We start from the raw sequence: 24,181 nt of genomic DNA on the forward strand, positions 1-24,181 counted from the left end.
ATGATCATAATCACCACCTGCACGGTGGTGATTACCATCAATAATTATTACGTTGTTGTTAAAAATTTAGCAAAAATACAACCGGTAAAATCGCCAAAGGCTATTTCTTTTGCCGCAAATATAGCGATGAAAGATTAACTAAGACTGGCTGTCATGTAACGCCAGTATATTTTTTTCCAAACGAGAAATCAGCAAAGCCAATTCATCGACCTGTGCAGGGGTGATGCCGAATAGAATTTCGTTACGGGTGCGACTGACTACATCATTGACCGCCTGTATGATCGGTTCCGCCGTTTCGGTAAGCATTATAAGCTTGGCGCGTCTGTCATGTGAGCACACATGTCTGGTAATCAAACCCTTATCTTCCAATTGATCCAGCGTTCGAACCAATGAAGGCTGCTCGATACCTATCGCTTTAGCCAGTTGAATCTGAGACTGACCGGGCGGAAGATGGTAGATATTATGTAGCGTCACCCAATGTGTTTGCGTCAGTTCCAGCGGTTTTAGCCGATGATCAATTAGTGCGCGCCAAACTCGCACCAAACGAGCTAAATCAGATCCTAGTGGCAATTCCATAAACTCTCCTTATAATTAGCATGCTAAGTTATGTCCCTGGATTGCAATCAACTCTGATTTATAGAAATGGAAAAATTATTTTTATTATTTTTGAATAATAGAATTCTATCAAATAAAGCTGTGGTAAAAACGATCTCGGACTTATTTTATTCAGTCGCCGTTAGATAGCATCAAAATAAAGACGGCTGCCGCGACTCCGCGGGCGACTCTGATTTCCCGCTGCGCAACCGGCGTTTCATTCGTTGCCGGCACAAACGCAGCACGTCCTGTTTCTGCACCTCACTCATCTGCCCCCAGGTGAAACGCTCATTGCGGCTGCGAAAACAACCGCGGCAAAAACCACGCTCATCGGACAGACAAACGCCACGGCAAGGATTGGGAACAGCAAAGAGTTCAAATTGCTCAGGCACCGCGCCTCCTTCTACTACCCCGTTTATTGAAGCCCCGATCGCTCTCGCTGGCAAGTCTTTGCTGACTGTAACAAGTAAAATAATTATATATCCATTATAATTCAAGGGGATTTTCCTACGTTATCATTCTGCTTGGCCGGCAATGACTTGGACTCGGCATATCTACAACGCTATACTTCTTATCCGTTAGCTTTTTTCGTCATGTTGCCGTTTATCACGGTAGCCAACCGAGGAAATTAAAATTATGCGCCTACTTCACACCATGCTGCGTGTTGGTGATTTACAACGCTCTATCGACTTTTATACCAACGTGTTAGGTATGCGCCTGCTGCGCACCAGTGAAAACGCGGAGTATAAATATACTCTGGCATTTGTCGGTTATACCGAGGAAAGCGAAGGCGCTGTCATCGAGCTGACTTATAACTGGGGCGTGGAGCGTTACGATCTGGGTAATGCGTATGGTCATATTGCTTTGGGAGTGGATGACGTGGCCGCCACCTGCGATCGCATTCGCCATGCGGGCGGAAATGTAACCCGCGAAGCCGGCCCGGTAAAAGGCGGCACCACGGTCATTGCGTTCGTTGAAGATCCGGACGGTTATAAAATCGAACTGATAGAAAAATCCCAATCCGGCCAGGGACTCGGCAATTGATCAATCTCGGCGGGCGACTGATTGGCGTCCGCCGGCTTCCCGCGCATACTGCATCTCTCGACAAAATTTGCCATAATACGCGCTGCATTCTGCTAAAGATTAAGAGACTAATGGCTGATAAAAATGACCTCAACGCCCTGAGCGGTCGTTTCCGCGGGTTTTACCCGGTGGTGATCGATGTTGAAACCGCCGGGTTTAACGCCAAAACCGATGCCTTGCTGGAAGTCGCAGCAATAACATTAAAAATGGACGCCGATGGTTGGTTGCAGCCGGATGAAACCCTACATTTCCACATTGAGCCTTTTGAGGGCGCAGTATTGGAACCCGCGGCCCTGGCGTTTAACGGCATCGATCCCGGCAACCCGTTACGTGGCGCGGTCAGCGAATACGAAGCCCTGCATGAGATATTCAAGGTCGTGCGCAAAGGATTGAAGGATCAGGGCTGCAACCGGGCCATTATCGTGGCGCATAACGCGACCTTTGATCATGGCTTTATCATGGCTGCCGCCGAGCGCTGCGGCCTTAAACGCAATCCCTTTCATCCTTTCGCCACTTTTGACACCGCCGCGCTTAGCGGGCTGGTCCTGGGACAAACCGTGCTTGCCAAAGCCTGTATCGCCGCGGGTATCGCTTTTGATTCCAGCCAGGCGCATTCCGCCCTCTATGACACCAATCAGACGGCGTTGCTCTTTTGTGAACTGGTCAACCGCTGGAAGCGGATGGGCGGATGGCCGATCGCGTTGGATGAAAACCAACCGGCCGCCGCCTCCGCGGCAAGCTAAGCAAGCTGGCAAAAAGAGAGGGCGGCTTTCGCTCCCCTCTCTTCGTTATACGGCAGGTTTCGTCATAAGGCAGGCATTGCGCTTATACACGCGGCTCCCGGCGGACTTATTCCTGATCTTGCTGCTGGGATTTGTATTTATCCGCCGTTTCTTTAATCAGCGGCTGCAGCTCGCCGCGCTGATACATTTCAATAATGATGTCGCAGCCGCCGACCAGCTCACCGTCGACCCACAGTTGGGGAAACGTCGGCCAGTTGGCATATTTGGGCAACTCGGCGCGAATATCCGGGTTCTGCAGGATATCGACATAGGCAAAACGTTCGCCACAAGCAGACAACGCCTGTACCGCCTGGGCGGAAAATCCGCAGCTTGGCAATTTAGGCGAACCTTTCATATACAGCAGAATCGGGTTTTCAGCGATCTGGCGCTGAATCTTTTCAATTGTCGTTGTCGTCATTCTCTTGCTTCCTTAACCTATAGGATGGCTAATTAACCATCTATCAGATGAGCCGTTACAGCGCCATCCACTCAAGGATATTGTACCGAGGGCGGCAGCCACAAAAAAACGCTATTTTTTATGTGGGTATATTTTCACCGCGGCACGGCCTTATTGGATGATAATTCACCGCGCCAGTGACGATAAATCCACCGAAAAAACCACCATTAACTTTTTTTCACTATTTTGTATGAAGAAAGGAGATATTCCCACTGTTTTATAATGTCGTTTTCGGGAATACTGTGCGTATCGGCGATTTAAGGACTATTACCGCTCGTTGCTATCATGCGCTTATTTACCGGCCTCTTTATATTATGTTTCAGCCACCTGTTGGTGAATTTGGCGCAGGCGGCCCCGTATACGCCGGATTTGGCGCCGCAAAAGAGTAAAAAAACGGCTACCGTCAAAGTCATTGCAACCGCCGATAACGCTAAAACCCCCCGCTCCACCAGACATAAACGGCAGCAGGCGCCGTCAAGAACGACGGGCAGTACGCCGGCGCTGGTTAAAAAAAACCTCAAAAAATTGCCGCCGGAAACCCGCCACAGGCTTTACTCCGCCCATTCCAAAACCAAAGCCGCGCGGCAAGACAAAACGGGAAAAGGATTGACGCTAAGCGAAGCGCATAAAAAACGCTTTCAACATGCCAAATTAACGGCGATGAATAAGCTGATGGGCCAGATGGGTAAACCTTATCGCTGGGGAGGGGCATCGCCGTTCACCGGCTTTGACTGCAGCGGTCTGGTTTATTACGCCTATAAAGACGTGGTCAAAATCGCTATCCCGCGCACGGCGAATGAAATGTACCACCTGCGCGATGCGGCGCCGATTAGCAAAAACGAGCTGGAAAGCGGCGATCTGGTGTTCTTCCGCATCAACAATCGCGGCGCGGCCGATCACGTTGGGGTTTATCTGGGAAACGGAAAATTCATTCAGTCGCCGCGTAGCGGCGCGGATATTCGTATTAGTAAACTGAGCGAAGATTACTGGCGGGAGCACTATGTCGGCGCACGCCGCGTGGTCACTCCCCAGACCGTTCGTTAACCGGCTAGGGGCCAACGCCTGCGCGGAGAGAATGCGGACAGGTTTTACGCTTTAAACCTGTCCGTGAAGATAAAAAAGAGACTCGGCCCAGGGCCGTTAATTCAGTACGGCGGCAAAGCTGAATATCAAGATCATCGCCAGCGCGCCGATGGTAGCCAGCAACGATATTTTCAGGTCAGTATCCATAGGCGTCTCCTTTTTCGCGCACACCAATTATCAAAAGAAAGTATCGACCGTCCAAACTTCAGGGTAAAACTGCGTATTGCGATTGACAGTCTTTCATAGTTTGAGAAAAAAATCTCATACCGGCGTCTCGCTAATAGTATAAATTACCGCTTCCACTTTAGTGGCAAATCGGACAAAATCCGCTGTCTGACGACAGGCCGCGTATGGGTGTATCGGTCGAAAAACGCCAGCCTTGCCCCTTCAGGTGTAACATTCGGCATTCTCCTTCTGAAACCCTGTTTTTATCTGGAAAGAGAACATTAAACGCAGGCAAACGATTAACAATATACTTACGACTGTAAGTAAGTCGCTTCAGGAGTCATTTTTACATGGCAACGATCAAAGATGTGGCAAAACGTGCTGGCGTTTCTACCACAACCGTATCGCACGTGATCAACAAAACACGTTTCGTCGCCGAAGAGACCAGGGCCGCCGTCAGGACGGCAATCAAGGAATTACACTATTCACCCAGTGCCGTCGCCCGCAGCCTTAAGGTCAATCACACCAAAACCATTGGTTTGCTGGCGACCTCAAGCGAAGCTCCCTACTTTGCTGAAATCATTGAAGCCGTCGAAAACAGCTGTTACGCCAAAGGTTACACGCTGATTTTGTGTAACTCACATAACAATCTCGATAAACAGCGCGCCTATCTTTCCATGCTGGCCCAAAAACGCGTCGATGGATTGCTGGTTATGTGCGCCGAATACCCGCCTGAATTGCTCAGCATGCTGAAAGACTATCGCAACATTCCGATGGTGGTCATGGACTGGGGGCAGGCCCACAGCGATTTTACCGATACCATTATTGATAACGCCTTTGAGGGCGGCTATATGGCGGGCCGCTACCTTATAGAGCGCGGCCATCGGGATATCGGCGCCATTCCCGGCATTCAGGAACGGAATACCGGCAGCGGGCGCTATCTTGGATTTTTAAAAGCGCTGAACGACGCCAATATTCAGATTCATGATGAATGGATCGTGCAGGGAGATTTCGAGCCTGAATCCGGCTATAAGGCGATGCATCAGATTCTGGCGCAAAAACACCGGCCGACGGCGGTGTTCTGCGGCGGAGATATTATGGCTATGGGGGCAATCTGCGCCGCCGATGAGCTGGGGCTGCGCGTTCCCCAGGATATTTCGGTCATCGGATACGACAATATCCGCCATTCCCGCTTTTTCACCCCGGCGCTGACCACCATCCATCAGCCTAAAGAACGGCTGGGGCAATCGGCTTTCGCCATGTTGCTGGACCGCATCACCAGCAAGAGGGAAGACGCACAGACCATTGAGGTACACCCCGCCCTTATCGAACGCCGTTCCGTGGCCGACGGCCCATTCCGCGATTAACGACGTTACTCCTGAGAACGGAAACGCGCGCCACGCCAACAATGCTTCGGCCAATTTATACTTGTACCTTGGCCGAAGCAGTCATAAACTGAACAGCAGTTTTTAGCACGACAATCATAATTTTTACCCTAAATAATTCGAGTTGCAGGAAGGCGGCAAGGGAAGGACAAATTCGTCGGGAACGAATTTGACCAGCTAACGGCTGGCCTGCGGTGAGAGACAGGATGTCTCTCATTTAATCCCGATGAGCTTACTCAAGTAAGTGATTCGGGTGACTGACAAATCTGCCTGGAGCAGATTTGAACGCTGCTTGCAGCGGCCCCAACGGGGTGAGGCCCAGGGAGGGGCCGAGTAATGCAGCCAACGCATCTGCAGCTTGAAGTATGACGGGTATATATTTAATTCACTATCCTTTGAGCGTTAAGCGCATAGGGAGTTTGCGTATTTATCTTAGGATGAGTGCCTCTACGTGTTTGCGTACCGGCTTTTTTCTCTTCATTTTCCTCTGATATTCGGAGAGTAGACGATGGGTGATCCCACCGATACCGATTGGTAATAATTGTCTATGCTTTCCTTGCGGGTGTTTCGCGAGCAGCAAGGTAGGGAGAAATTATGAGTTCATCATGTGTAGAGGATGTCGAGGAACTGGGCCGTCATCATACGTCATGGTCCCGGATTGTGCGTGAAATGCTGGACATGGCCGATGTAAAAATCAACGGTTCCCGCCCTTTTGATATCAAGGTCAAGAATCCTGATTTTTTTAAACGCGTATTGCGTGAAGGATCATTGGGATTGGGTGAAAGTTATATGGATGGCTGGTGGGAATGTGAGCGGCTGGACGTTTTTTTTCATCGCATACTACGCGCCGGACTGGATGAAAAAATACCTCAGCACCTGAAAGATATTTTGCGCGTCGCCGCCGCACGGCTGATGAATCTGCAATCCAAAAAACGCGCCTGGATAGTCGGCGAAGCGCACTATGATCTAGGTAATGACTTGTTTTCGCTGATGCTGGACCCCTATATGCAGTACTCCTGCGGCTACTGGAAACAGGCATCCACCCTGGAGCAGGCGCAGGAAGACAAACTGGAGATGATCTGCGAAAAGCTGCAGCTTCAGCCAGGAATGACGCTGCTGGATATCGGCTGCGGCTGGGGCGGATTGGCGGAATTCGCCGCACGCCGGTACGGCGTCTCCGTTTGCGGCGTCACTATTTCCAAAGAACAGCAAAAATTAGCCCAGCAGCGCTGCCAGGATCTGGACGTCACGATTTTGCTGCGGGACTATCGCGATCTGGATATGCAATTCGATCGGGTGGTTTCGGTGGGCATGTTCGAGCATGTCGGACCGCGCAACTACGACACCTATTTCCGGGTGGTCAGTAAAAATCTTAAGCCGGACGGGTTATTTTTACTGCACACCATCGGCGCCAAAAAAACCAGCTCCAAAGTCGATCCATGGATTAATAAATATATTTTCCCCAACGGCTGCATTCCTTCCGTACAACATATCGCCCATGCCAGCGAACCCTATATGTTGATGGAAGACTGGCATAACTTCGGCGCCGATTACGATCGCACCCTGATGGCCTGGCACCAGCGTTTCCAGCAACACTGGCCGGAAATTTCCGATCGCTATTCCGCGCGATTCCGCCGTATGTTCAGCTACTACCTTAATGCCTGCGCCGGCGCGTTTCGCGCCCGCAATATTCAGCTATGGCAGGTGCTGTTCAGCATCAACGGCATCGAAGGCGGCGTACGGGTTCCGCGCTAAAATAGCCTGACGTCAAACCGTCCCCCAAAGCCGCACGATTATCCAACCGGCAGGGGCGCGGATTTACGCGTTACGCCTCGGACGGCAGCTCGGACGCATGCCGGCTGGCCAAGACCCGTTCTACCGTATCTACCACCGCCTGTGTCTGCGGATCAATTTCGATATTCACCCGTTGCCCCAGGCGCCGCTGTCCCAGCGTGGTGCGGTGCAGCGTCTCGGGAATCAAATGCACGCAGAAGCGGTTGCGGGTAACTTCACCAATCGTCAGGCTGATCCCGTCAATGCCGATGAACCCTTTATGCAGCACATACTTCATCAGCGATTCGTCCGCCAGACGGAACCAAATCTGATGGTTATTTTCTGAAACCAGAATTTTCACCACTTCCGCCGTACAGATAATATGACCGGACATAATATGCCCGCCGATCTCGTCGCCATATTTCGCCGCCCGCTCCAGGTTGACGATATCGCCCGCGTTAATATCCCCCAGATTGGTCAACCGCAGTGTTTCTTTCATCAAATCAAAACTGACGCGATCGCCCTCCACCGAGGTTACCGTCAAGCAGCAGCCGTTATTGGCCACGGAAGCGCCGGGAACCAATCCCGGCAGTAATTCGGGCGGAAGTTGCACCACATGGGTACGAAAATTTGCTTTTTCATCAATGGACACCACCGGCGCGGTGCCTTGAACAATACCGGTAAACATCAGGCTTGCCTCTTAAAACTGTGTAAAGAAATAACTGCCGGGCGATACCGCCGACGCGCGCATCGCTGATTGAAATAAGTCGCTAGCATGCAGTGTGCCCCATATGAAGATGAAAACCAAACCGCATTGCCAATAATCGCCGGACATATTAACCGCCATGATGTCCGCGGTTAATTTATTCGCCGGCGAGCTGGTTTACTTCAGGCAAGTCGTTACAATATCAACCTTATCTCTATCGGCGATATCATTGTGTTTATCCAAGTTTAATTATCCCGCTATCCGGTTGGTTAATTCAAGGAAGGTGTTTGTGCAGAAGTACCTGTCTGAAACGCGTAAGTTATTGGCGCTCGCGGTTCCTGTCATCATTGCACAAGTGTCTCAGACATCCATGGGGGTGGTTGATACCATTATGGCCGGCGCCTACAGCGCCACCGATATGGCGGCGGTTGCCGTAGGCACCTCTATCTGGCTGCCTGCCATCTTGTTCGGGCACGGATTATTACTGGCGCTGACGCCGGTGGTTGCCCAGTTAAATGGTTCCGGTCGCCGCGATCGTATCGCGCATCAGGTTCGGCAATCCTTCTTTCTGGCGCTGGTGGTTTCCCTGTTAACCATGCTGGCGCTTTATCAGGGACAGCACATTATCCGCCTGATGAACAATGACTCGCCCGAACTGGTTGAAAAAGCCATCGGCTATTTACACGCCCTGCTCTGGGGCGTGCCTGGCTACCTGTTCTATCAGGTTTTACGCTGCCAGTGCGAGGGCCTGTCAAAAACCCTGCCGGGCATGATTATTGGGTTTATCGGATTGTTGATTAACATCCCCATTAATTATATTTTCATCCACGGCAAGTTAGGCATGCCGGAACTGGGCGGGGTGGGCTGCGGCGTGGCGACGGCGTCCGTTTACTGGATCATGTTGCTGCTGATGGCGGCCTACACCAGGCGTGCGGTCTGGCTGCGTGATATCAGGTCGCCGCAGCGATTCACACCGGACTGGCACACGCTGAAGCGCCTGTTTACTCTCGGCCTGCCCATTGCGCTGGCGCTGCTCTTTGAAGTGAGTTTATTCGCCATCGTCGCGCTGCTGGTTTTACCGCTGGGCGTGGTGGATGTCGCCGGTCATCAGATCGCGCTCAACTTCAGCTCCCTGATGTTCGTTCTGCCGCTTTCCGTGGGTATCGCGACGACAATACGCGTCGGCCACCGACTGGGAGAAGGCTCGGTGCACAATGCCCGCATTTCATCGTATACGGGACTGCTAACCGGCGTGGTACTGGCATTCTGCACCGCAATTTTCACTACGCTATTGCGCGAACCCATCGCCCTGCTTTACAACCAGGACCCGGTGGTGGTGGCGATGGCGTCGCAGTTGATGCTGCTGGCCGCCGTTTATCAAATATCCGATGCGGTTCAGGTTATCGGCAGCGGCGTACTGCGAGGCTACAAAGACACCCGGTCAATCTTTTACATAACCTTTACCGCTTATTGGATACTGGGGCTGCCGAGCGGCTACCTGCTGGCGCTAACCGATTATATTGTGCCCGGTATGGGACCGGCGGGCTTTTGGTGGGGATTTATCATCGGCCTGACCGCCGCGGCGATTATGATGGTCACCCGTATCCGCTGGCTCCAGCGACAACCCGCTGAAAAAATCCTGCTGCGCGCCGCGCGTTAATACGGGTTATGTTCCGCAATCAGCCGGATAGCGCGGAAGATGATGAAAAAAAACGCGGTATGGATAGAAGCGCAGCAATCGCGCGCGATACAGAATAAGTATCCCCCGGCATAGCCGGGGGTTTTTCATATGCGCCTGTAAGTCTCTGTTACCAGCCGTGCCGTAACAGGCGCATCACGATCTGACATTTGCATCTATGGATTACTTACGGCCCGTAAACGGGCTACCCTGATACGGAATCGAGAGTTGCTCTCCCAACGTGTCCTGCTCCAACTGATATCCCTGAAAGTCGTACAGAGCAAGAGGAACACAATGAATTTATCTCAAAACAAAGGTTACAGGACAATACTTGGATACAAAGCATCCGATGATGTTGTGGGAGGCATTACTTGGGAGTCTAACTCAGGATGATAAAAATATTCTTTTGAATTATGCGTTTACTAACGGAATATCAAGCCTCTTACCCTTTAAGACATCCGAACACGTTCTTAAGATAGCGCAGCTAATTGATGCTCTTCCAAGCGATGATCTGAGAGAGATATTGCACCTCATTGAGGCTAAAAAACTTGGGGCATTATTAGATAGTACACAAGGGCGTAAGCACGGCCAACCAGAATCCCACGACCACGGCACTACCCTCGCAATGCCTGCCGGGACATTGCGCCGGATCAGCCAGGCAACAAAACGCTGCTCCTCTCCTACCCAATTTCGCCAAACTTAGCCCACATATTGGCCGATCTTGTGGGTGCGGCTTTGAGTGTACGAATCTTTTGCCATCTTCTTCACTCCTATCCCGAGTCGGCCTTTGCTATAGCCGCATACACAGCAAATCGGCGGCGGGAGGAAGGCAACTCAGATTCTAACGAACGGATTCCTGATAGTGAGACTGTCTTCCAGGATCTGGCCGTGGTTCATATCCTCGCTGTACAGCGTCTGGCACCCGGCCACTGCGGCTGCGGCAACGATGCACGCATCATAGAACGACAACAGTTGCCGTTCGGCAATGTAGCGCGCCCGGTCATGCACCTCCACCGTCAGCGGCACCACATCGCAGAAGCTGCGAACCAGATCGAGAAAATTCCCGATGTCCTGCCAGCTCATCGCCAGTTTACGACGACATACGGCGGTCACCTCGTTGAGAACCTGGACACTGATCACTGGGTTCGTCTTCAACAATGCCTCAGCGCCGTCGGCTTTGGCGGCATCATCGGACAACAGGTACAGCAAGACGTTGCTGTCCAGGAAAGGCCGCAATTTACCCACGCTCATTGGCCTCGTCCCTGCTGAACTTGAAGTCCGCCGGCAGCTTGCCACGATAGCCGCGTAGCCGCTCCAGCAATTCATCCGCGCCAGGTTTCTTGCGAACTGCAAACGTACGCGGGTCGTCGATCACGATCTCGATGTCATCGCCTTCTTGCAACTCCAAGGCTTCGACCAAACTTGCCGGCAGTCGGATCGCCAGACTATTGCCCCACTTTGACACCTGCATCACCGCCACCTCTAAAGATATACATTATAAAATTGTATATCTACAACTGGAAAATTGCAATTCCCAAGATGTGTTCATTCACATCCGACCAAATCCCGCTCACCAAATAGCAATTCAAGTAATCCTTTCAACTCAATAATTCATTAAGCAAACCCCAATATATAAACTATTTTATGGGTGCCTTTGGCAAAATCCAATGGCGGGGATTTGCAGCCCCTTTAGCAAGAGTCGAGAGCAGGTCCTGCGTAATGCTACCGATAGTAGACAAGATATCCATTCGCTCGTCCCAATCACTCCATGGTTGTGCACCGGCTGCAACAGATGTCGCCCCCCAGGTTCGGCTTCACATGCCTTGAAACGCAGGCTACACGGCCTTCTGGACGTAAGCGTTAACAATTCGTGATGAGATGATGTCCTGATACGCCGGAGGAAGACATCCTATGGCCACATGACATCTTTCAGGTATGGGGCTTTGCTTCTTTCATGTACAAATCAAGCACTTTTTTTGCAAAATCATCATCCTTGACATAAAAATAGCACTCAGGCACACCCAATATTTCTGCCATGTGGCACGCAAGCGTATATTTGGGGGTATGCGTTCCCAGCTCATACTGAGAAATACGTTGCCTTGCGGTTGCTTCCTCTATGCCTATCATCACACCAAGCTTTTCCTGTGTAATGCCGCGCATTTTCCGGGCTTCTTTCAGTCTCTTCCCTATCATCGGTTGTCCAGACAATCAATTTTAATCATTGACGCCTGTCTAGCATTCCTTTACATTTTATTTGTAAAGTAAAACCTTTACATCAGCCATGCACCAGGGAAATCAACCGTAAAAGATTTCAGCTTTCGGGCTCCGTCCGCAAGGCGGAGCCTTATTTTGTAGTACTGGGCGTAAAAGAATTAATACTGGCTACCGCTTTAAAATAAGTCCACAATTAAGTCCTAACCAATTTGGTTTATACATGAAACTTTCCTTTTATCAATTGGTTAGAGCTGGAATTTAGGTCCATTAGAACGCACCATTTCTTGTTCCATAGATGTCTACTGGTATCTATAGGTCATTGGAATATGGATGGAAATCATCCTTTCTCGTTGCAGCGGCTTCCACTGAATTCCACCCGTATCCGATACATTTAAGTCTAATTTTAAGTCCATATAGCAAACCCGGTCGTAATCATCGTTTGCCACTATCCAACCTTAATGCTCCTCCTCTTCTTCACCATCATCAAACGAGCGCTCCTCATCCTCATCGTTTTCATTGCTTTCTTCATCGTCGAACATGGCAGTGACCCTGTCACCTTTATGTTGTTCCCGAATCTCCGCCGCCGCGATGGCAATCGCCTGGCCGCTGCTCATCCCCTGCGACATCAGATCCTGTATCCGCTCCACCGCTTCCTGCTGCTGCTCATGGGTCAGCGCCGGCATACCTGCAATCATCATCTTCTCCTGGGGAGTAAATCGGGCGCGTATCATCGCACGCCATCTGCGCCATACGCCAGAACTTCCGCTTTGTGGTACGCTAGCCCGCCGGGGAAAATCACTCCGGGCCGACCACTAAACAGCGGTTCACCTGCAAGCATGAGATTATACGAAAAGACATGTCCTTAGATACCCACGCCTCATCCCCTGTCTATCATTCGCTGCCCTATCGGCCGGATGCGCTACTGACGCTTTTCGCGCCGTTTTCGCAGCAGCCGTGGGCGATGCTGCTGCATTCGGGCTTTGCCGATCATCCCCATAGTCGTTTCGACATTATGGTGGCCGACCCCAGAGTCACGCTGCGCACCCGCGGCGAACGAACGGAAATCACCCGCGACGGCAATACGCGGATATCCACCGACGATCCCTTCCTGCTGCTGCAACAACAGCTTGAACATCTGGGCGTCGATGCCGCGGCGCGCCCTGACTTTCCCTTTCAGGGCGGCGCGCTCGGCCTGTTCGGTTACGATCTCGGTCGCCGCATCGAGAAGCTGCCGTCACAGGCACGGCAGGATATCGCCCTGCCCGATATGGCCGTCGGTTTATATGACTGGGCGGTAATCGCCGATCATCAGCGTCAGACATTAACGCTGATCGTTCATCGTCATCTTCAGGAGCGGCTCGACTGGCTGGCGCATCCGCCCGCGGGTCGCCCCACCGCCGATTTCCGGCTGACCGGGCCGTGGCGCGCCAATATGTCGCGCGCGGAGTACGGCGGAAAATTTGATAAAATACAGGATTACCTGCTGTCGGGAGACTGTTACCAGGTCAACCTGGCGCAACGCTTTGTCGCCGACTATCAAGGGGATGAATGGCAGGCGTTTCTGCGGCTGTCGTCCGGCAATAAGGCGCCGTTCTCCGCGTTTCTGCGCCTGCCTGAACACGCGGTGATCAGCGTTTCTCCCGAACGTTTTCTGTGGCTGGAAAGCCAGCGCATCCAGACCCGCCCCATTAAAGGCACGCTGCCGCGCCTGGCCGACAAGGACGCGGACCGCGCGCAGGCCGCACGGCTGGCGCGGTCGGATAAAGATCGGGCGGAAAACCTGATGATTGTCGATTTGCTGCGTAACGATATTGGCCGGGTGGCGGTGCCCGGCAGCGTGCGCGTACCGGAATTGTTTATCGTGGAACCTTTTCCCGCGGTTCACCATCTGGTCAGTACCATTACGGCGCGGCTTCCCGCCGGCCGCCACGCGACGGCGTTGCTGCGCGCCTGTTTCCCCGGCGGCTCGATCACCGGCGCGCCCAAGATCCGGGCGATGCAGATTATTGAAGAGCTGGAACCGCAGCGGCGTAATGCCTATTGCGGCAGCATTGGCTACCTGAGCATTTGCGGCACCATGGACACCAGCATCGCCATTCGCACCTTACTAACCGAGCAAGGTAAAATTTACTGCTGGGCCGGCGGGGGGATCGTCGCCGACAGCCAGGAACAGGCGGAATATCAGGAAACCTTTGATAAAGTGAAGCGTATCTTGCCATTGCTGGATACGTTGGATTAATTGGATAATCAGCGCTTCCCAGGTAACTACTCGTGACCCATTCAGTGAATGAAACCCGCTCGCCCGCCAGCTTCGATCTGGCCGAGTTTATTACCCGCTTTCAACTGCAAACGCTGCGGCCGGCGCCGCCGGCCCGCCACCGGAGGCAGGCGGCCGTACTGGTGCCGATTGTGCGCCGCGCCACCCCGACGCTGCTGCTGACCCGCCGGGCATCCGGCCTGAGAAGCCATGCCGGGCAGGTCGCCTTCCCCGGCGGCGCCGCCGACCTTGACGACCGGTCGCTGGTGGAAACGGCGCTGCGCGAGGCGCAGGAAGAAGTAGCCATTCCGCCGCAAAATGTGCAGGTATTGGGCGTATTGCCGTCGGTAGACAGCGTCAGCGGCTTTCAGGTCACGCCGGTTGTCGGTCTTATCTCCCCGCTGACCCGCTTTTATCCGCATGAAAACGAAGTGGCGGAGCTATTTGAAATGCCGCTGGCGGAAGCGTTGGCGCTTACCCGCTACCACTCCCTTGATATCGAGCGGCAGCGCAAACCTCACCGTGTTTATCTCTCCTGGTATCGGCAGCAATTCGTCTGGGGATTGACGGCGGCGATTATCCGCCGGCTCGCCCTGCACGTTGCCAGCGAACCATGATGGTTATCTTGTCCCTCTGTGCGCTGAAATAAGTTTTGTTGCCTGTTGGCATAAGTTTATTTCATGCGAAAAAGCGAACTCCGCAACATATTGCACACTACAATGGCGCGATTTGAGAATTTTATCCTATTCTTCGGCTATCAAGGGCGCGGGTAAGGAGTTTGGGCGTGATAAGCGTTTTCGACATGTTTAAAATCGGCATTGGCCCCTCAAGCTCTCATACGGTAGGACCGATGAAAGCCGGTAAGCTATTTGTCGATGAATTGATAAGCCGTAGCTTACTGTCCTGCGTGACGCGTATTGCCGTTGACGTTTACGGCTCGCTGTCGTTGACCGGAAAAGGACACCATACCGATATCGCCATCGTTATGGGACTGGCGGGCAAGATGCCGGACACCGTCGACATTGACGCCATTCCGGGGTTTATCCGCGAGGTGGGAAGCCGGGAACGCCTGTTGCTGGCGGACGGCCGGCATGAGGTCGATTTCCCCCGTGAAAGCGGCATGGTTTTCCGCAGCGAAAACCTGCCGTTGCACGAAAACGGTATGACGATCGCCGCGTTTACCGGGAGCGAGGCCGTTTTCCGTAAGACCTATTACTCCATCGGCGGCGGGTTTATCGTTGACGAAGAGAACTTTGGTAAAAGCGTATTAACCGAAGTCTCCGTGCCGTATGCCTTTAATTCAGCGCACGAGATGCTGGCGCACTGTAAGCAAAACGGCCTTTCGCTGTCCGCCATGGTGATGCGCAACGAACTGGCATTGCACAGCCGTCAGGACATAGAAGAGTATTTCTCGCATATCTGGCAGACCATGCGCGCCTGTATCGACCGCGGCGTGAACACCGAAGGGATACTGCCCGGCCCGCTGCGCGTTCCCCGCCGCGCTTCGGCGCTGCGCCGCATGCTGGTGGCCTCCGACAAACTCTCCAACGACCCGATGAACGTCGTCGATTGGATCAATATGTTCGCCCTGGCGGTCAACGAGGAAAACGCCGCCGGCGGACGCGTGGTTACCGCGCCGACCAACGGCGCCTGCGGCATTGTCCCCGCGGTCCTCGCCTATTACGACCACTTTATCGAACCGGTCGGCCCCGACATCTATATACGCTATTTTCTCGCCGCGGGCGCGGTGGGTATACTGTATAAAATGAACGCCTCCATCTCCGGCGCCGAAGTGGGCTGTCAGGGAGAAGTCGGCGTCGCTTGCTCAATGGCGGCGGCCGGGCTGGCGGAACTGATGGGCGCCAGCCCGGAGCAGGTCTGCGTGGCGGCGGAAATCGGCATGGAGCACAATCTTGGGCTGACCTGCGATCCGGTCGCCGGCCAGGTTCAGGTGCCGTGCATCGAACGCAACGCCATCGCCGCGGTGAAAGCCATCAACGCCGCGCGGATGGCGATGCGCCGCACCAGCGAACCGCGCGTATCCCTGGATAAGGTTATTGAGACCATGTACGAAACCGGCAAGGATATGAACGCCAAATACCGCGAAACCTCGCGCGGCGGACTGGCGATCAAGGTGCAGTGCGACTAGCGCCCTTTTCGTAAAAAAGTTAATACCTGTTCGAGCGTGTAGTCAGGCGATTTTGTTGTTGGTAATCGTCTACTGACCGCGCCGTTCGTTGAATTAAAAAGGAAATAGTAATGTACAAACAGACGAACGCGCCAGAAAACTGTTGTGACATGAGTGAAATAAGAGCGGAAATCGATGCGATAGACCGGCAAGTGATCGCCCTGCTCGCACAGCGTTTCGAATATGTTAAGTCCGCCTCGAAATTCAAGAAAAACCCTGATGAGATCCAGGCCAGGGTCCGTTTTGAAAATATGCTTGCCCAACGCAGGGCCGGGGCGGAAAGCAAGGGGTTGAGCGCTGATGTGATAGAAAAGATGTACCGCGATCCGGTGACATGGTTTATTGCGGAAGAGATGGCGCACTGGTCGCGGTCGCAAAACGCGATTTACCCCAAACCAGCACAACCCGGCATAAGATAAAACGGCTTGCCCCTAATTGGGCAAGCCCTAGCAATATCCGCACCAGCGATGCTCCGCCGGCGGGAGATCGCCGCTATTCGTTTGCAAAAACTACTCGTTTTCCTCTTCCCTCGGTTCGGTGATTTTTTCGACCCGCACCAGTTCAATACGGTATTCCGACACCTCCATGATTTGGAAGCGCAACTGGTGCAGCTCAATCACATCGCCCACGTTGGGAAACTCATCGCTGTATGCCAGCAGCATGCCCGCCAGCGAAGCATAATCCTCTTTCGGACTGACCAGATCGCTGCTGTCGACCACCTGCTGCAAAGAGTGCAAATCCGTACCGCCTTTAACCAGCCAGCCGTCGCCGTCGGCCACAATATCCAGCGTTTCGTCTTCGTCCGGGAACTCGCCGGCAATCGCTTCCAGCACGTCCAGCGGCGTAACCAGCCCCTGCACCACGCCAAACTCGTTACTTACCATCACCAGACTGCCTTTGGCCCGGCGCAGTACCGGCAGCAAATTGATCACGTCCAGCGTTTCCGGCACCACAATCGGCTGATTGGCCGCCGCGAAACTTTCCACATCGGCATGCTCTTCCAGCGCCACCAGCAGATCTTTGGCCCGCACCACGCCGATTAGCTCGTCCAGCGAGCCGCGGCATACCGGAAACAGGCTGTGGGGCGTATCCAGCAACTGCAAACGGATCTCCTCCACGGAGCGCTCGCTGTCTACCCAGGAAATTTCCGTGCGCGGGGTCATCACGCTGCGTAGGGAACGCGACGCCAACGTCAGTACCCCGCTAATCATATAGCGCTCTTCTTCGGCAAAGGTTTCAGCAGTGATTTTCCGCGGCTGATCGTCCTCGTCGGCGGCGGCCTTTCTGGCCCCCATCAGCCGTAAAATCGCCTCGGCGGTGCGCTCACGCAGAGGGCGCCGAGACTGATGCTTCATAAAGTTATGTCGGGCAATCTGGTTGAACAGTTCGATCAGGATCGAGAAGCCAATCGCCGCATACAGATAACCTTTGGGAATATGGAAGCCGAAACCTTCCGCAACCAGACTTAAACCAATCATCAACAGGAAGCTGAGGCACAGCACCACCACCGTCGGGTGGGCGTTGACAAAATTGGTCAACGGCTTGGATGCCAGCAGCATCACTCCCATGGCGATAATCACCGCGGTCATCATAACGCCCAGGTGGTTAACCATACCCACCGCGGTAATCACCGCATCCAGCGAAAATACCGCATCCAGAACCACTATCTGGGCGACAACGACCCAAAAGCTGGCGTGCGCGCGGTTGCCATGCTCATCATGCGATTTATTCTCCAGCCGTTCATGCAGCTCCATGGTGGCTTTAAACAGTAAGAACAGCCCCCCGAACAGCAAAATAAGATCGCGTCCGGAGAAGCTGAAATCGCCGACGTGAAACAGCGGTCGCGTCAGCGTAACCATCCAGGAAATCAGCGACAACAGCCCCAAACGCATCAGCAGGGCCAGCGATAAACCGATAATGCGGGCTTTATCTCGCTGTCTGGGGGGCAATTTATCCGCCAGAATGGCGATAAATACCAAGTTGTCGATACCCAGAACAATTTCAAGTACCACCAGCGTCAATAAGCCCGCCCAGATTGAGGGATCCAGCAAAAATTCCATGTCAGACTCCGAAAAATGAACCAGCAGATGACATCAATACCGCGTTGGCATTGACGGATAATAAAAAGCGAGGGTATGAATCAGAATGACTCTGAGGGTGGCAGGGATGACCAACCGAGTACAGAAAACCACCAGCGTTAGCGGGTACACAGAGAACGTTTTGTCGGTGACAGTCCATGGGAAGGGCGAATGCCCGGTGCTCCTAAATAATTTAACAGGATATAACTTTAACAGGTTGCCCCGGTTTTTCACAAAGACTTTCTTACGCCGCGCCATGCGGGGAAAGCAGGTAATACATCTGTTATTTACCGCACATTTTTTTAGCAGGTCAAAGGTATCGCCAGTCAAAGGTGGAGCAACATCACACTATTTATTTTTTCGGTGAGTAAAATAAATCCGTCAAGCGGTTGTTTTAGGTTTGACAGGTTTGAACCGAATCATGGAATGTAGTGAATTAACTGTAAAATTTTTACCTATTGAATAACCAAGTCAGCCTCTGACGACCATACTGATATGGCAATGATTAACGTTCGCCCGGCGTACGTTAACCCTATATCCCGACACATTACACACTCGATTTGATCGTGAATAGTGAGGAGGTAGTAAGTGGGTATTGCAATAATACTATGCACTCACGGAGCCACCGCAGGGCCGCTGTTAAAGACAGCTGAAATGATTCTTGGCGATCAGGATAACGTAGCCGTGATCGATTTCATCCCCGGTGAAAACGCTGAAACGCTGATAGAAAAATATCAGGAGAAGTTATCTCAGTTGGATACTTCGTCCGGCGTATTGTTTTTGGTCGATACCTGGGGGGGCAGTCCGTTTAATGCCGCCAGCCGTGTGGTTACCGACAAGGAGAATCATGAAGTTATCACCGGGGTAAACATTCCCATGCTGGTGGAAACGTTTATGGCCCGCGATGACAACCCGGCATTCGCCGATTTGGTGACAACCGCGCTTGAGGCGGGAAGGGACGGGGTAAAAGCCCTGAAAACCCAGGAGCAACAGAAAGCGGAGGCCTCCCCCGCTCCGGTTTCATCCGCACCCAAAGCCCCCGCGCCGGTTAGCGGAACCGGCGGGCATATGAAGATAGGGTTGGCGCGTATTGACGACCGTTTAATTCACGGTCAGGTAGCGACACGCTGGACAAAAGAGACCAACGTCAACCGCATTATCGTCGTCAGCAATGAAGTCGCCGCCGACAACGTGCGTAAAACGCTGCTGACGCAGGTCGCGCCGCCGGGAGTTACCGCTCATGTGGTGGATGTGGCGAAGGCCATTCGCGTTTATGACAACCCGAAATATGCCGCCGATCGCGTGATGCTGTTATTTACCAACCCGAGCGACGTATTAACCCTGGTTGAAAATGGCGTAAAAATAACCTCCGTCAACATTGGGGGCATGGCGTTTCGTCAAGGGAAAACGCAGGTCAATAATGCGGTCTCCATTGATGAAAAAGATATCGCGGCGTTTAAAGAACTGGATAAACGCGGCATTGAATTGGAAGTTAGAAAAGTCTCCAGTGATTCCAAACTCAAAATGATGGATCTAATCAATAAGATGGTTCGTTAACACATTCAATAAATTCCGCTGTGTAACGATTTATTTTACTCGGATAACGTTTTCTATAGGAGAAGTACAATGGAGATTACCACCCTTCAAATTGTGCTGATATTTCTCGTGGCTTGTGTTTCGGGGATGGGGTCGATTCTTGACGAGTTTCAATTCCACCGCCCTCTCGTCGCCTGTACGCTTATCGGCGCCGTATTAGGCGATTTACAAACCGGGATCATTATCGGCGGTACGCTGGAAATGATCGCGCTCGGATGGATGAACATTGGCGCGGCGGTGGCGCCCGATGCGGCACTGGCTTCCATTATCTCGACGATCCTGGTCATCGCCGGCGGACAAAGCGTAGGCGCGGGGATTGCGCTGGCGATCCCGCTGGCCGCGGCCGGTCAGGTGCTGACGATTATCGTGCGCACCATTACCGTTGCTTTCCAGCATGCCGCCGATAGCGCGGCGGAACGCGGCAGCTTGAGCGCTATCAGTTGGCTTCACGTATCCGCGCTGTTTCTTCAGGCGATGCGTATCGCCATTCCCGCCGTTATCGTGGCGATCTCAGTAGGCACCGATGCCGTTCACGCCATGTTGAATTCGATTCCCGACGTAGTCACCAACGGCCTGAATATCGCCGGGGGCATGATTGTCGTCGTGGGTTATGCGATGGTCATCAACATGATGCGCGCGGGCTACCTGATGCCTTTCTTCTATCTTGGTTTCGTTACCGCCGCATTTACCGATTTCAACCTGGTGGCGCTGGGGGTCATCGGTATTGTTATGGCCGTGCTGTACATCCAGCTCAGCCCGAAATACAACAAGTCGCAGGGTCAAGCGGTGGCCGCGGGTAACAACGATCTCGATAACGAACTGGATTAATAGGAGTGAGAGAAATGGTTGATACAACTACTGACGTAAAAAAACTCACCGCCAGCGATATTCGCGCGGTGTTTGTTCGCTCCAACCTTTTCCAGGGTTCATGGAACTTTGAACGTATGCAGGCGCTCGGCTTCTGCTTTTCCATGGTGCCGGCGATCCGCCGTCTCTACCCGGAAAACTCGGAAGAGCGTAAACAGGCGATTAAGCGCCATCTGGAGTTTTTCAATACTCAGCCGTTTGTCGCCGCCCCGATTCTGGGGGTAACAATGGCGATGGAAGAGCAACGCGCCAATGGCGCTCCGATTGACGACGGGGCGATAAACGGCCTGAAAGTGGGGTTGATGGGCCCGCTGGCGGGCGTCGGCGACCCCATATTCTGGGGCACGGCGCGTCCCGTTTTCGCCGCGCTGGGCGCCGGAATTGCGATGAGCGGCAGCCTGCTGGGGCCGGTGCTCTTTTTCGTTCTGTTCAACCTGGTGCGCCTGCTGGTGCGCTACTATGGCGTGGCTTATGGCTATCGCAAAGGGGTCGATATCGTTAGCGATATGGGCGGCGGCTTCCTGCAAAAGATGACTGAGGGGGCGTCTATTCTCGGTCTGTTCGTCATGGGGGCGCTGGTCAACAAATGGACCCACGTCAACGTGCCCATGGTGGTTTCAAGGGTAACCAACCAGGAGGGCGAAACCACCGTCACCACCGTCCAGTCGATTCTCGACCAGCTTATGCCGGGACTGATTCCCCTGCTGCTCACCTTCGGCTGTATGTGGCTGCTGAGGCGCAAGGTTAACGCCCTGTGGCTTATCATGGGATTCTTTGCCATCGGCATTTTCGGTTATTGGATCGGCTTGCTCGGTCTGTAAGTACCTTACCCCGCCGGAGGTTGCCCCTCCGGCGGGCGTACGCCGTTCTGCGGTAAAATTCAGTCAGAAACTGAACTTTCGTTTAACACAGCACATCCCAAACATTCACACACGGAGTTACCCATGACGGTTACGGATATCGCCCTGGTTATTTTGATCGCGCTGGCGCTGATTTATGCTATCTATGACGAATTCATCATGGAGATATGGCAAGGGAAAACCCGATTGCGCGTGGCGCTAAAACGGGTAAACCGTCTGGACGCGCTTATTTTTATCGGTCTGGTGATAATCCTTATTTATCAGAATGTCATGAATAACGGTGCGGTAATTACCTCTTCTCTTTTACTTTTTCTGGCATTTATGGCGATCTATCTTGCCTATATTCGGCGTCCCAAATTGCTGTTTAAACCGACAGGTTTCTTTTATGCCAATATCTTTATTCCTTATAACCGTATTAAAAATATGAATTTATCCGAGGATGGCGTTTTGGTCATCGATCTGGAACGGCGCCGGTTACTAATACAGGTGGAGAAGCTTGACGATTTGGAAAAAATATATAATTTTATGGTTGAAAATCAATAATATATAAAAATTCAATTTTAAATTTAAAATATTATAAAACATACCATTAACTTATTTGTGGCATTTTACCCCCATCAACTATGACGTTATTTTTTGCGATAACGATCACGCGATTTTTAAATGAAAATAATTATCAATTGCATTATTAATCCCTGCCATTTTTATTGTTGTTTAATCCATAAATAATATGTTAAGGTTTCGCCGTCATTGGGGAGTAGCCGGTTTCTGAACGTCAGGATCAGAAATGCTCGTATCAACATACTCGTTTTATCTACTAAAACGTGGTGCGGGCGGCCAGTTGGCAGGCGAGACCATAGACACGGCGACCATCATCTGGTTGGGGATGATCGCCGTGGATATGGAGAACCACCCAGCCGAGGCTATTTACAATGAACCTATCAGCAACGCTCATCCTTGCTTTTGGCATGTCGATGGATGCTTTTGCGGCGTCAATCGGTAAAGGCGCCGTACTGTATAAACCCCGATTCCGGGACGCCATCCGTACCGGCCTTATTTTTGGTATTGTGGAAGCCATCACGCCATTGATTGGCTGGTCCCTCGGTTTTTTTGCCAGCCAGTTCGTTATTGAATGGGATCACTGGGTTGCCTTTGGTCTGCTGGTGATTCTGGGAGGGCGAATGATTATCGAAGGCTGCAAAACCAGCAGAACCTGCCGCTGCGATAAAATAAAAAAACACAGTCTGGCGCTGCTGGTTTGTACGGCCATCGCCACCAGCCTTGATGCCATGACCATTGGCGTGGGACTGGCGTTTTTACAGGTCAATATTTTCCACACGGCCATGGCCATTGGCTGCGCCACCATGATTATGGTGACGTTAGGGATGCTGATCGGCCGCTATATCGGGCCGCTTCTCGGCAAAAAAGCGGAGATTGTCGGTGGTATCGTGCTTATCGGCATCGGCTGCAATATTCTCTATGAACATCTTGGCCATTTAGCCTGATCCGCCCGCGGTCGATGCCGGGCTTGCGCCCTGCTCGTTTCAAGTTACCTATCGGTCGTGCCGCCGTCGTCAATACGCTGGTGCAGGCGGATAATAAAATCGGTCTCGCAGCTAAATTGCTCCGTTTCCCGCAGCTTTTTACCGACCTCCGATGCCGCCCGCCAGGCGAATGGCGTCATCTGTAGTAGTGCGGCGCCCTCCGGCCCTGTCAATTGCATCGGATATGCCAGCGTTTGCTGTTCAATCAACTGAAAACCGGCCAGCTCTTCGTCTCCGCCGGAGTGTAACCGTACCCGGTCATAGACTTGCGCTTTTAACTGATAAAGATGCCGCGGCCCCGGCGATACGGTTATGACCCAACCACCCGTTTTTACCGTACGCTGCAATTCAGCGTCATTGCATGGCGCATAAATCTTCAGGATGGCATCCAGTGAGTGGTCGTCAAACGGCAGTCGCTGGCTAGATGCGACGCAATAATCGACCTCGCGATAGCGTTTTGCCGCACGCTGTATCGCCGCTTTCGAGACATCCAGCCCATAGACGGTTATTGCCCGGCATGATTTGACCCGGGCAGCCAAAGCGGCGGTGTAATAGCCCTCGCCACAGCCGATATCCAACAATGCGGTCGCATCAAACGGTAAAATCTCATCAATGCGTTGTGTGACATATTCACGCAATGGCTGATAATGTCCCGCATCCAGAAAGCGTCGGCGGGCCTGCATCATTTCCGCGCTGTCGCCCGGTTGCTTTGAACGCTTAAATTGCACCGGCAATAAGTTCACATAACCTTCTTTCGCACAGTCGAAACTGTGGCGGCCACAGGACCATTGCTGCGCTATGCGGCGTAATGGTTGCCGACATAGCGGGCATTGATAAGGCATCAGCACGTTTTCCCTGCTAAAAAGCACTC

Annotated in this window: 27 protein-coding genes, 1 pseudogene and 1 riboswitch; of the genes and pseudogenes, 16 read left to right on the plus strand and 12 right to left on the minus strand. The window is 52.6% G+C overall.

Annotated elements, in window-relative coordinates:
* Positions 1–138 precede the first annotated feature (138 nt).
* Positions 139–576 (minus strand): transcriptional regulator SlyA, encoded by a 438-nt coding sequence (gene slyA, locus EH206_RS11495; protein ID WP_009112935.1) that lies wholly within the window; start codon positions 574–576, stop codon positions 139–141.
* 170 nt (positions 577–746) lie between these two features.
* Entirely contained in the window at positions 747–986 is a 240-nt protein-coding gene (locus EH206_RS11500) for a DUF1289 domain-containing protein (RefSeq protein WP_009112936.1), read from the minus strand.
* A 244-nt stretch (positions 987–1,230) separates the two neighbouring features.
* On the opposite strand from EH206_RS11500, the gene gloA reads away from it, so the two are divergent.
* Together gloA and rnt are read left to right on the plus strand one after the other, a co-directional pair.
* Positions 1,231–1,638 carry a lactoylglutathione lyase gene (gene gloA / locus EH206_RS11505; RefSeq protein WP_009112937.1) on the plus strand — a complete coding sequence of 136 codons (408 nt, stop codon included), beginning with the start codon at positions 1,231–1,233 and terminating at the stop codon, positions 1,636–1,638.
* Positions 1,639–1,748: 110 nt separating this feature from the next.
* Positions 1,749–2,420 carry a ribonuclease T gene (gene rnt, locus EH206_RS11510; RefSeq protein ID WP_009112938.1) on the plus strand — a complete coding sequence of 224 codons (672 nt, stop codon included), beginning with the start codon at positions 1,749–1,751 and terminating at the stop codon, positions 2,418–2,420.
* A 106-nt stretch (positions 2,421–2,526) separates the two neighbouring features.
* Here the strand turns inward: rnt and EH206_RS11515 are convergent, their stop codons facing one another.
* Positions 2,527–2,877, minus strand: coding sequence for a Grx4 family monothiol glutaredoxin (locus EH206_RS11515; RefSeq protein ID WP_009112939.1), 351 nt, complete (start codon positions 2,875–2,877; stop codon positions 2,527–2,529).
* 324 nt (positions 2,878–3,201) lie between these two features.
* On the opposite strand from EH206_RS11515, the gene EH206_RS11520 reads away from it, so the two are divergent.
* Entirely contained in the window at positions 3,202–3,960 is a 759-nt protein-coding gene (locus EH206_RS11520) for a C40 family peptidase (protein WP_009112940.1), read from the plus strand.
* Between the two features lie 96 nt (positions 3,961–4,056).
* Here the strand turns inward: EH206_RS11520 and cydH are convergent, their stop codons facing one another.
* Positions 4,057–4,146, minus strand: a complete 90-nt coding sequence (gene cydH / locus EH206_RS11525) for a cytochrome bd-I oxidase subunit CydH (RefSeq protein WP_009112941.1) — start codon at positions 4,144–4,146, stop codon at positions 4,057–4,059.
* Positions 4,147–4,514: 368 nt separating this feature from the next.
* Here cydH and purR point away from each other — a divergent pair, with 368 nt between their 5' ends.
* The gene (purR, locus tag EH206_RS11530) at positions 4,515–5,531 is read left to right on the plus strand and encodes an HTH-type transcriptional repressor PurR (protein ID WP_009112942.1); all 1,017 of its coding nucleotides are present in this window, start codon (positions 4,515–4,517) and stop codon (positions 5,529–5,531) included.
* Between the two features lie 612 nt (positions 5,532–6,143).
* Positions 6,144–7,304 (plus strand): cyclopropane fatty acyl phospholipid synthase, encoded by a 1,161-nt coding sequence (gene cfa / locus EH206_RS11540; RefSeq protein WP_009112943.1) that lies wholly within the window; start codon positions 6,144–6,146, stop codon positions 7,302–7,304.
* Between the two features lie 70 nt (positions 7,305–7,374).
* Here the strand turns inward: cfa and EH206_RS11545 are convergent, their stop codons facing one another.
* Positions 7,375–8,010: a riboflavin synthase gene (locus EH206_RS11545; protein ID WP_009112944.1), complete on the minus strand. Its 636-nt coding sequence runs from the start codon at positions 8,008–8,010 to the stop codon at positions 7,375–7,377.
* A 307-nt stretch (positions 8,011–8,317) separates the two neighbouring features.
* On the opposite strand from EH206_RS11545, the gene EH206_RS11550 reads away from it, so the two are divergent.
* A complete protein-coding gene (locus tag EH206_RS11550) occupies positions 8,318–9,688 on the plus strand; it encodes an MATE family efflux transporter (RefSeq protein ID WP_009112945.1) in 1,371 nt (456 codons plus the stop codon).
* 201 nt (positions 9,689–9,889) lie between these two features.
* Here EH206_RS11550 and EH206_RS11555 read toward each other — a convergent pair.
* Positions 9,890–9,970, minus strand: a pseudogene (locus tag EH206_RS11555) (IS200/IS605 family transposase); the annotation flags it as partial.
* A gap of 67 nt (positions 9,971–10,037) precedes the next feature.
* Here EH206_RS11555 and EH206_RS11560 point away from each other — a divergent pair.
* The gene (locus EH206_RS11560; protein WP_136163881.1) at positions 10,038–10,409 is read left to right on the plus strand and encodes a hypothetical protein; all 372 of its coding nucleotides are present in this window, start codon (positions 10,038–10,040) and stop codon (positions 10,407–10,409) included.
* Between the two features lie 131 nt (positions 10,410–10,540).
* Here the strand turns inward: EH206_RS11560 and EH206_RS11565 are convergent, their stop codons facing one another.
* The 4 genes from EH206_RS11565 to EH206_RS11580 form a co-directional block, all read right to left on the minus strand.
* Positions 10,541–10,957, minus strand: a complete 417-nt coding sequence (locus EH206_RS11565) for a PIN domain-containing protein (protein ID WP_009112946.1) — start codon at positions 10,955–10,957, stop codon at positions 10,541–10,543.
* Positions 10,944–11,177, minus strand: a complete 234-nt coding sequence (locus EH206_RS11570) for an AbrB/MazE/SpoVT family DNA-binding domain-containing protein (RefSeq protein WP_009112947.1) — start codon at positions 11,175–11,177, stop codon at positions 10,944–10,946. Before EH206_RS11570 ends, EH206_RS11565 begins: the two co-directional genes overlap by 14 nt.
* Positions 11,178–11,635: 458 nt before the next feature.
* Positions 11,636–11,899, minus strand: a complete 264-nt coding sequence (locus EH206_RS11575; protein WP_009112948.1) for a helix-turn-helix domain-containing protein — start codon at positions 11,897–11,899, stop codon at positions 11,636–11,638.
* 476 nt (positions 11,900–12,375) lie between these two features.
* Positions 12,376–12,615: a YoaH family protein gene (locus EH206_RS11580; protein WP_009112949.1), complete on the minus strand. Its 240-nt coding sequence runs from the start codon at positions 12,613–12,615 to the stop codon at positions 12,376–12,378.
* 161 nt (positions 12,616–12,776) lie between these two features.
* Between EH206_RS11580 and pabB the strand changes: the two genes are divergently transcribed.
* The 4 genes from pabB to EH206_RS11600 all read left to right on the plus strand — a co-directional run bounded on the left by pabB (position 12,777) and on the right by EH206_RS11600 (position 16,784).
* A complete protein-coding gene (gene pabB, locus EH206_RS11585; RefSeq protein ID WP_009112950.1) occupies positions 12,777–14,159 on the plus strand; it encodes an aminodeoxychorismate synthase component 1 in 1,383 nt (460 codons plus the stop codon).
* Between the two features lie 32 nt (positions 14,160–14,191).
* Positions 14,192–14,794 carry a CoA pyrophosphatase gene (locus EH206_RS11590; RefSeq protein ID WP_009112951.1) on the plus strand — a complete coding sequence of 201 codons (603 nt, stop codon included), beginning with the start codon at positions 14,192–14,194 and terminating at the stop codon, positions 14,792–14,794.
* 167 nt (positions 14,795–14,961) lie between these two features.
* Entirely contained in the window at positions 14,962–16,326 is a 1,365-nt protein-coding gene (locus EH206_RS11595; RefSeq protein WP_009112952.1) for an L-serine ammonia-lyase, read from the plus strand.
* A gap of 110 nt (positions 16,327–16,436) precedes the next feature.
* The gene (locus EH206_RS11600; protein WP_009112953.1) at positions 16,437–16,784 is read left to right on the plus strand and encodes a chorismate mutase; all 348 of its coding nucleotides are present in this window, start codon (positions 16,437–16,439) and stop codon (positions 16,782–16,784) included.
* A 90-nt stretch (positions 16,785–16,874) separates the two neighbouring features.
* Here the strand turns inward: EH206_RS11600 and EH206_RS11605 are convergent, their stop codons facing one another.
* The gene (locus EH206_RS11605; RefSeq protein ID WP_009112954.1) at positions 16,875–18,425 is read right to left on the minus strand and encodes a TerC family protein; all 1,551 of its coding nucleotides are present in this window, start codon (positions 18,423–18,425) and stop codon (positions 16,875–16,877) included.
* Between the two features lie 606 nt (positions 18,426–19,031).
* Here EH206_RS11605 and manX point away from each other — a divergent pair.
* The 5 genes from manX (at position 19,032) to mntP (ending at position 23,271) form a co-directional block, all read left to right on the plus strand.
* Positions 19,032–20,000, plus strand: a complete 969-nt coding sequence (gene manX, locus EH206_RS11610; RefSeq protein ID WP_009112955.1) for a PTS mannose transporter subunit IIAB — start codon at positions 19,032–19,034, stop codon at positions 19,998–20,000.
* Between the two features lie 69 nt (positions 20,001–20,069).
* Positions 20,070–20,867, plus strand: a complete 798-nt coding sequence (locus EH206_RS11615; protein WP_009112956.1) for a PTS mannose/fructose/sorbose transporter subunit IIC — start codon at positions 20,070–20,072, stop codon at positions 20,865–20,867.
* A gap of 14 nt (positions 20,868–20,881) precedes the next feature.
* The gene (locus tag EH206_RS11620) at positions 20,882–21,727 is read left to right on the plus strand and encodes a PTS mannose transporter subunit IID (protein ID WP_009112957.1); all 846 of its coding nucleotides are present in this window, start codon (positions 20,882–20,884) and stop codon (positions 21,725–21,727) included.
* Between the two features lie 123 nt (positions 21,728–21,850).
* Entirely contained in the window at positions 21,851–22,309 is a 459-nt protein-coding gene (locus tag EH206_RS11625) for a DUF986 family protein (RefSeq protein ID WP_009112958.1), read from the plus strand.
* A gap of 197 nt (positions 22,310–22,506) precedes the next feature.
* Positions 22,507–22,691, plus strand: a riboswitch (yybP-ykoY riboswitch).
* A 7-nt stretch (positions 22,692–22,698) separates the two neighbouring features.
* Positions 22,699–23,271 (plus strand): manganese efflux pump MntP, encoded by a 573-nt coding sequence (gene mntP / locus EH206_RS11630; RefSeq protein ID WP_009112959.1) that lies wholly within the window; start codon positions 22,699–22,701, stop codon positions 23,269–23,271.
* Between the two features lie 44 nt (positions 23,272–23,315).
* Here mntP and rlmA read toward each other — a convergent pair whose 3' ends face one another.
* The gene (gene rlmA / locus EH206_RS11635; RefSeq protein WP_009112960.1) at positions 23,316–24,152 is read right to left on the minus strand and encodes a 23S rRNA (guanine(745)-N(1))-methyltransferase; all 837 of its coding nucleotides are present in this window, start codon (positions 24,150–24,152) and stop codon (positions 23,316–23,318) included.
* Positions 24,153–24,181: the final 29 nt, after the last annotated feature.

It is taken from the genome of Brenneria nigrifluens DSM 30175 = ATCC 13028 (assembly GCF_005484965.1).
GTDB lineage: Bacteria > Pseudomonadota > Gammaproteobacteria > Enterobacterales > Enterobacteriaceae > Brenneria > Brenneria nigrifluens.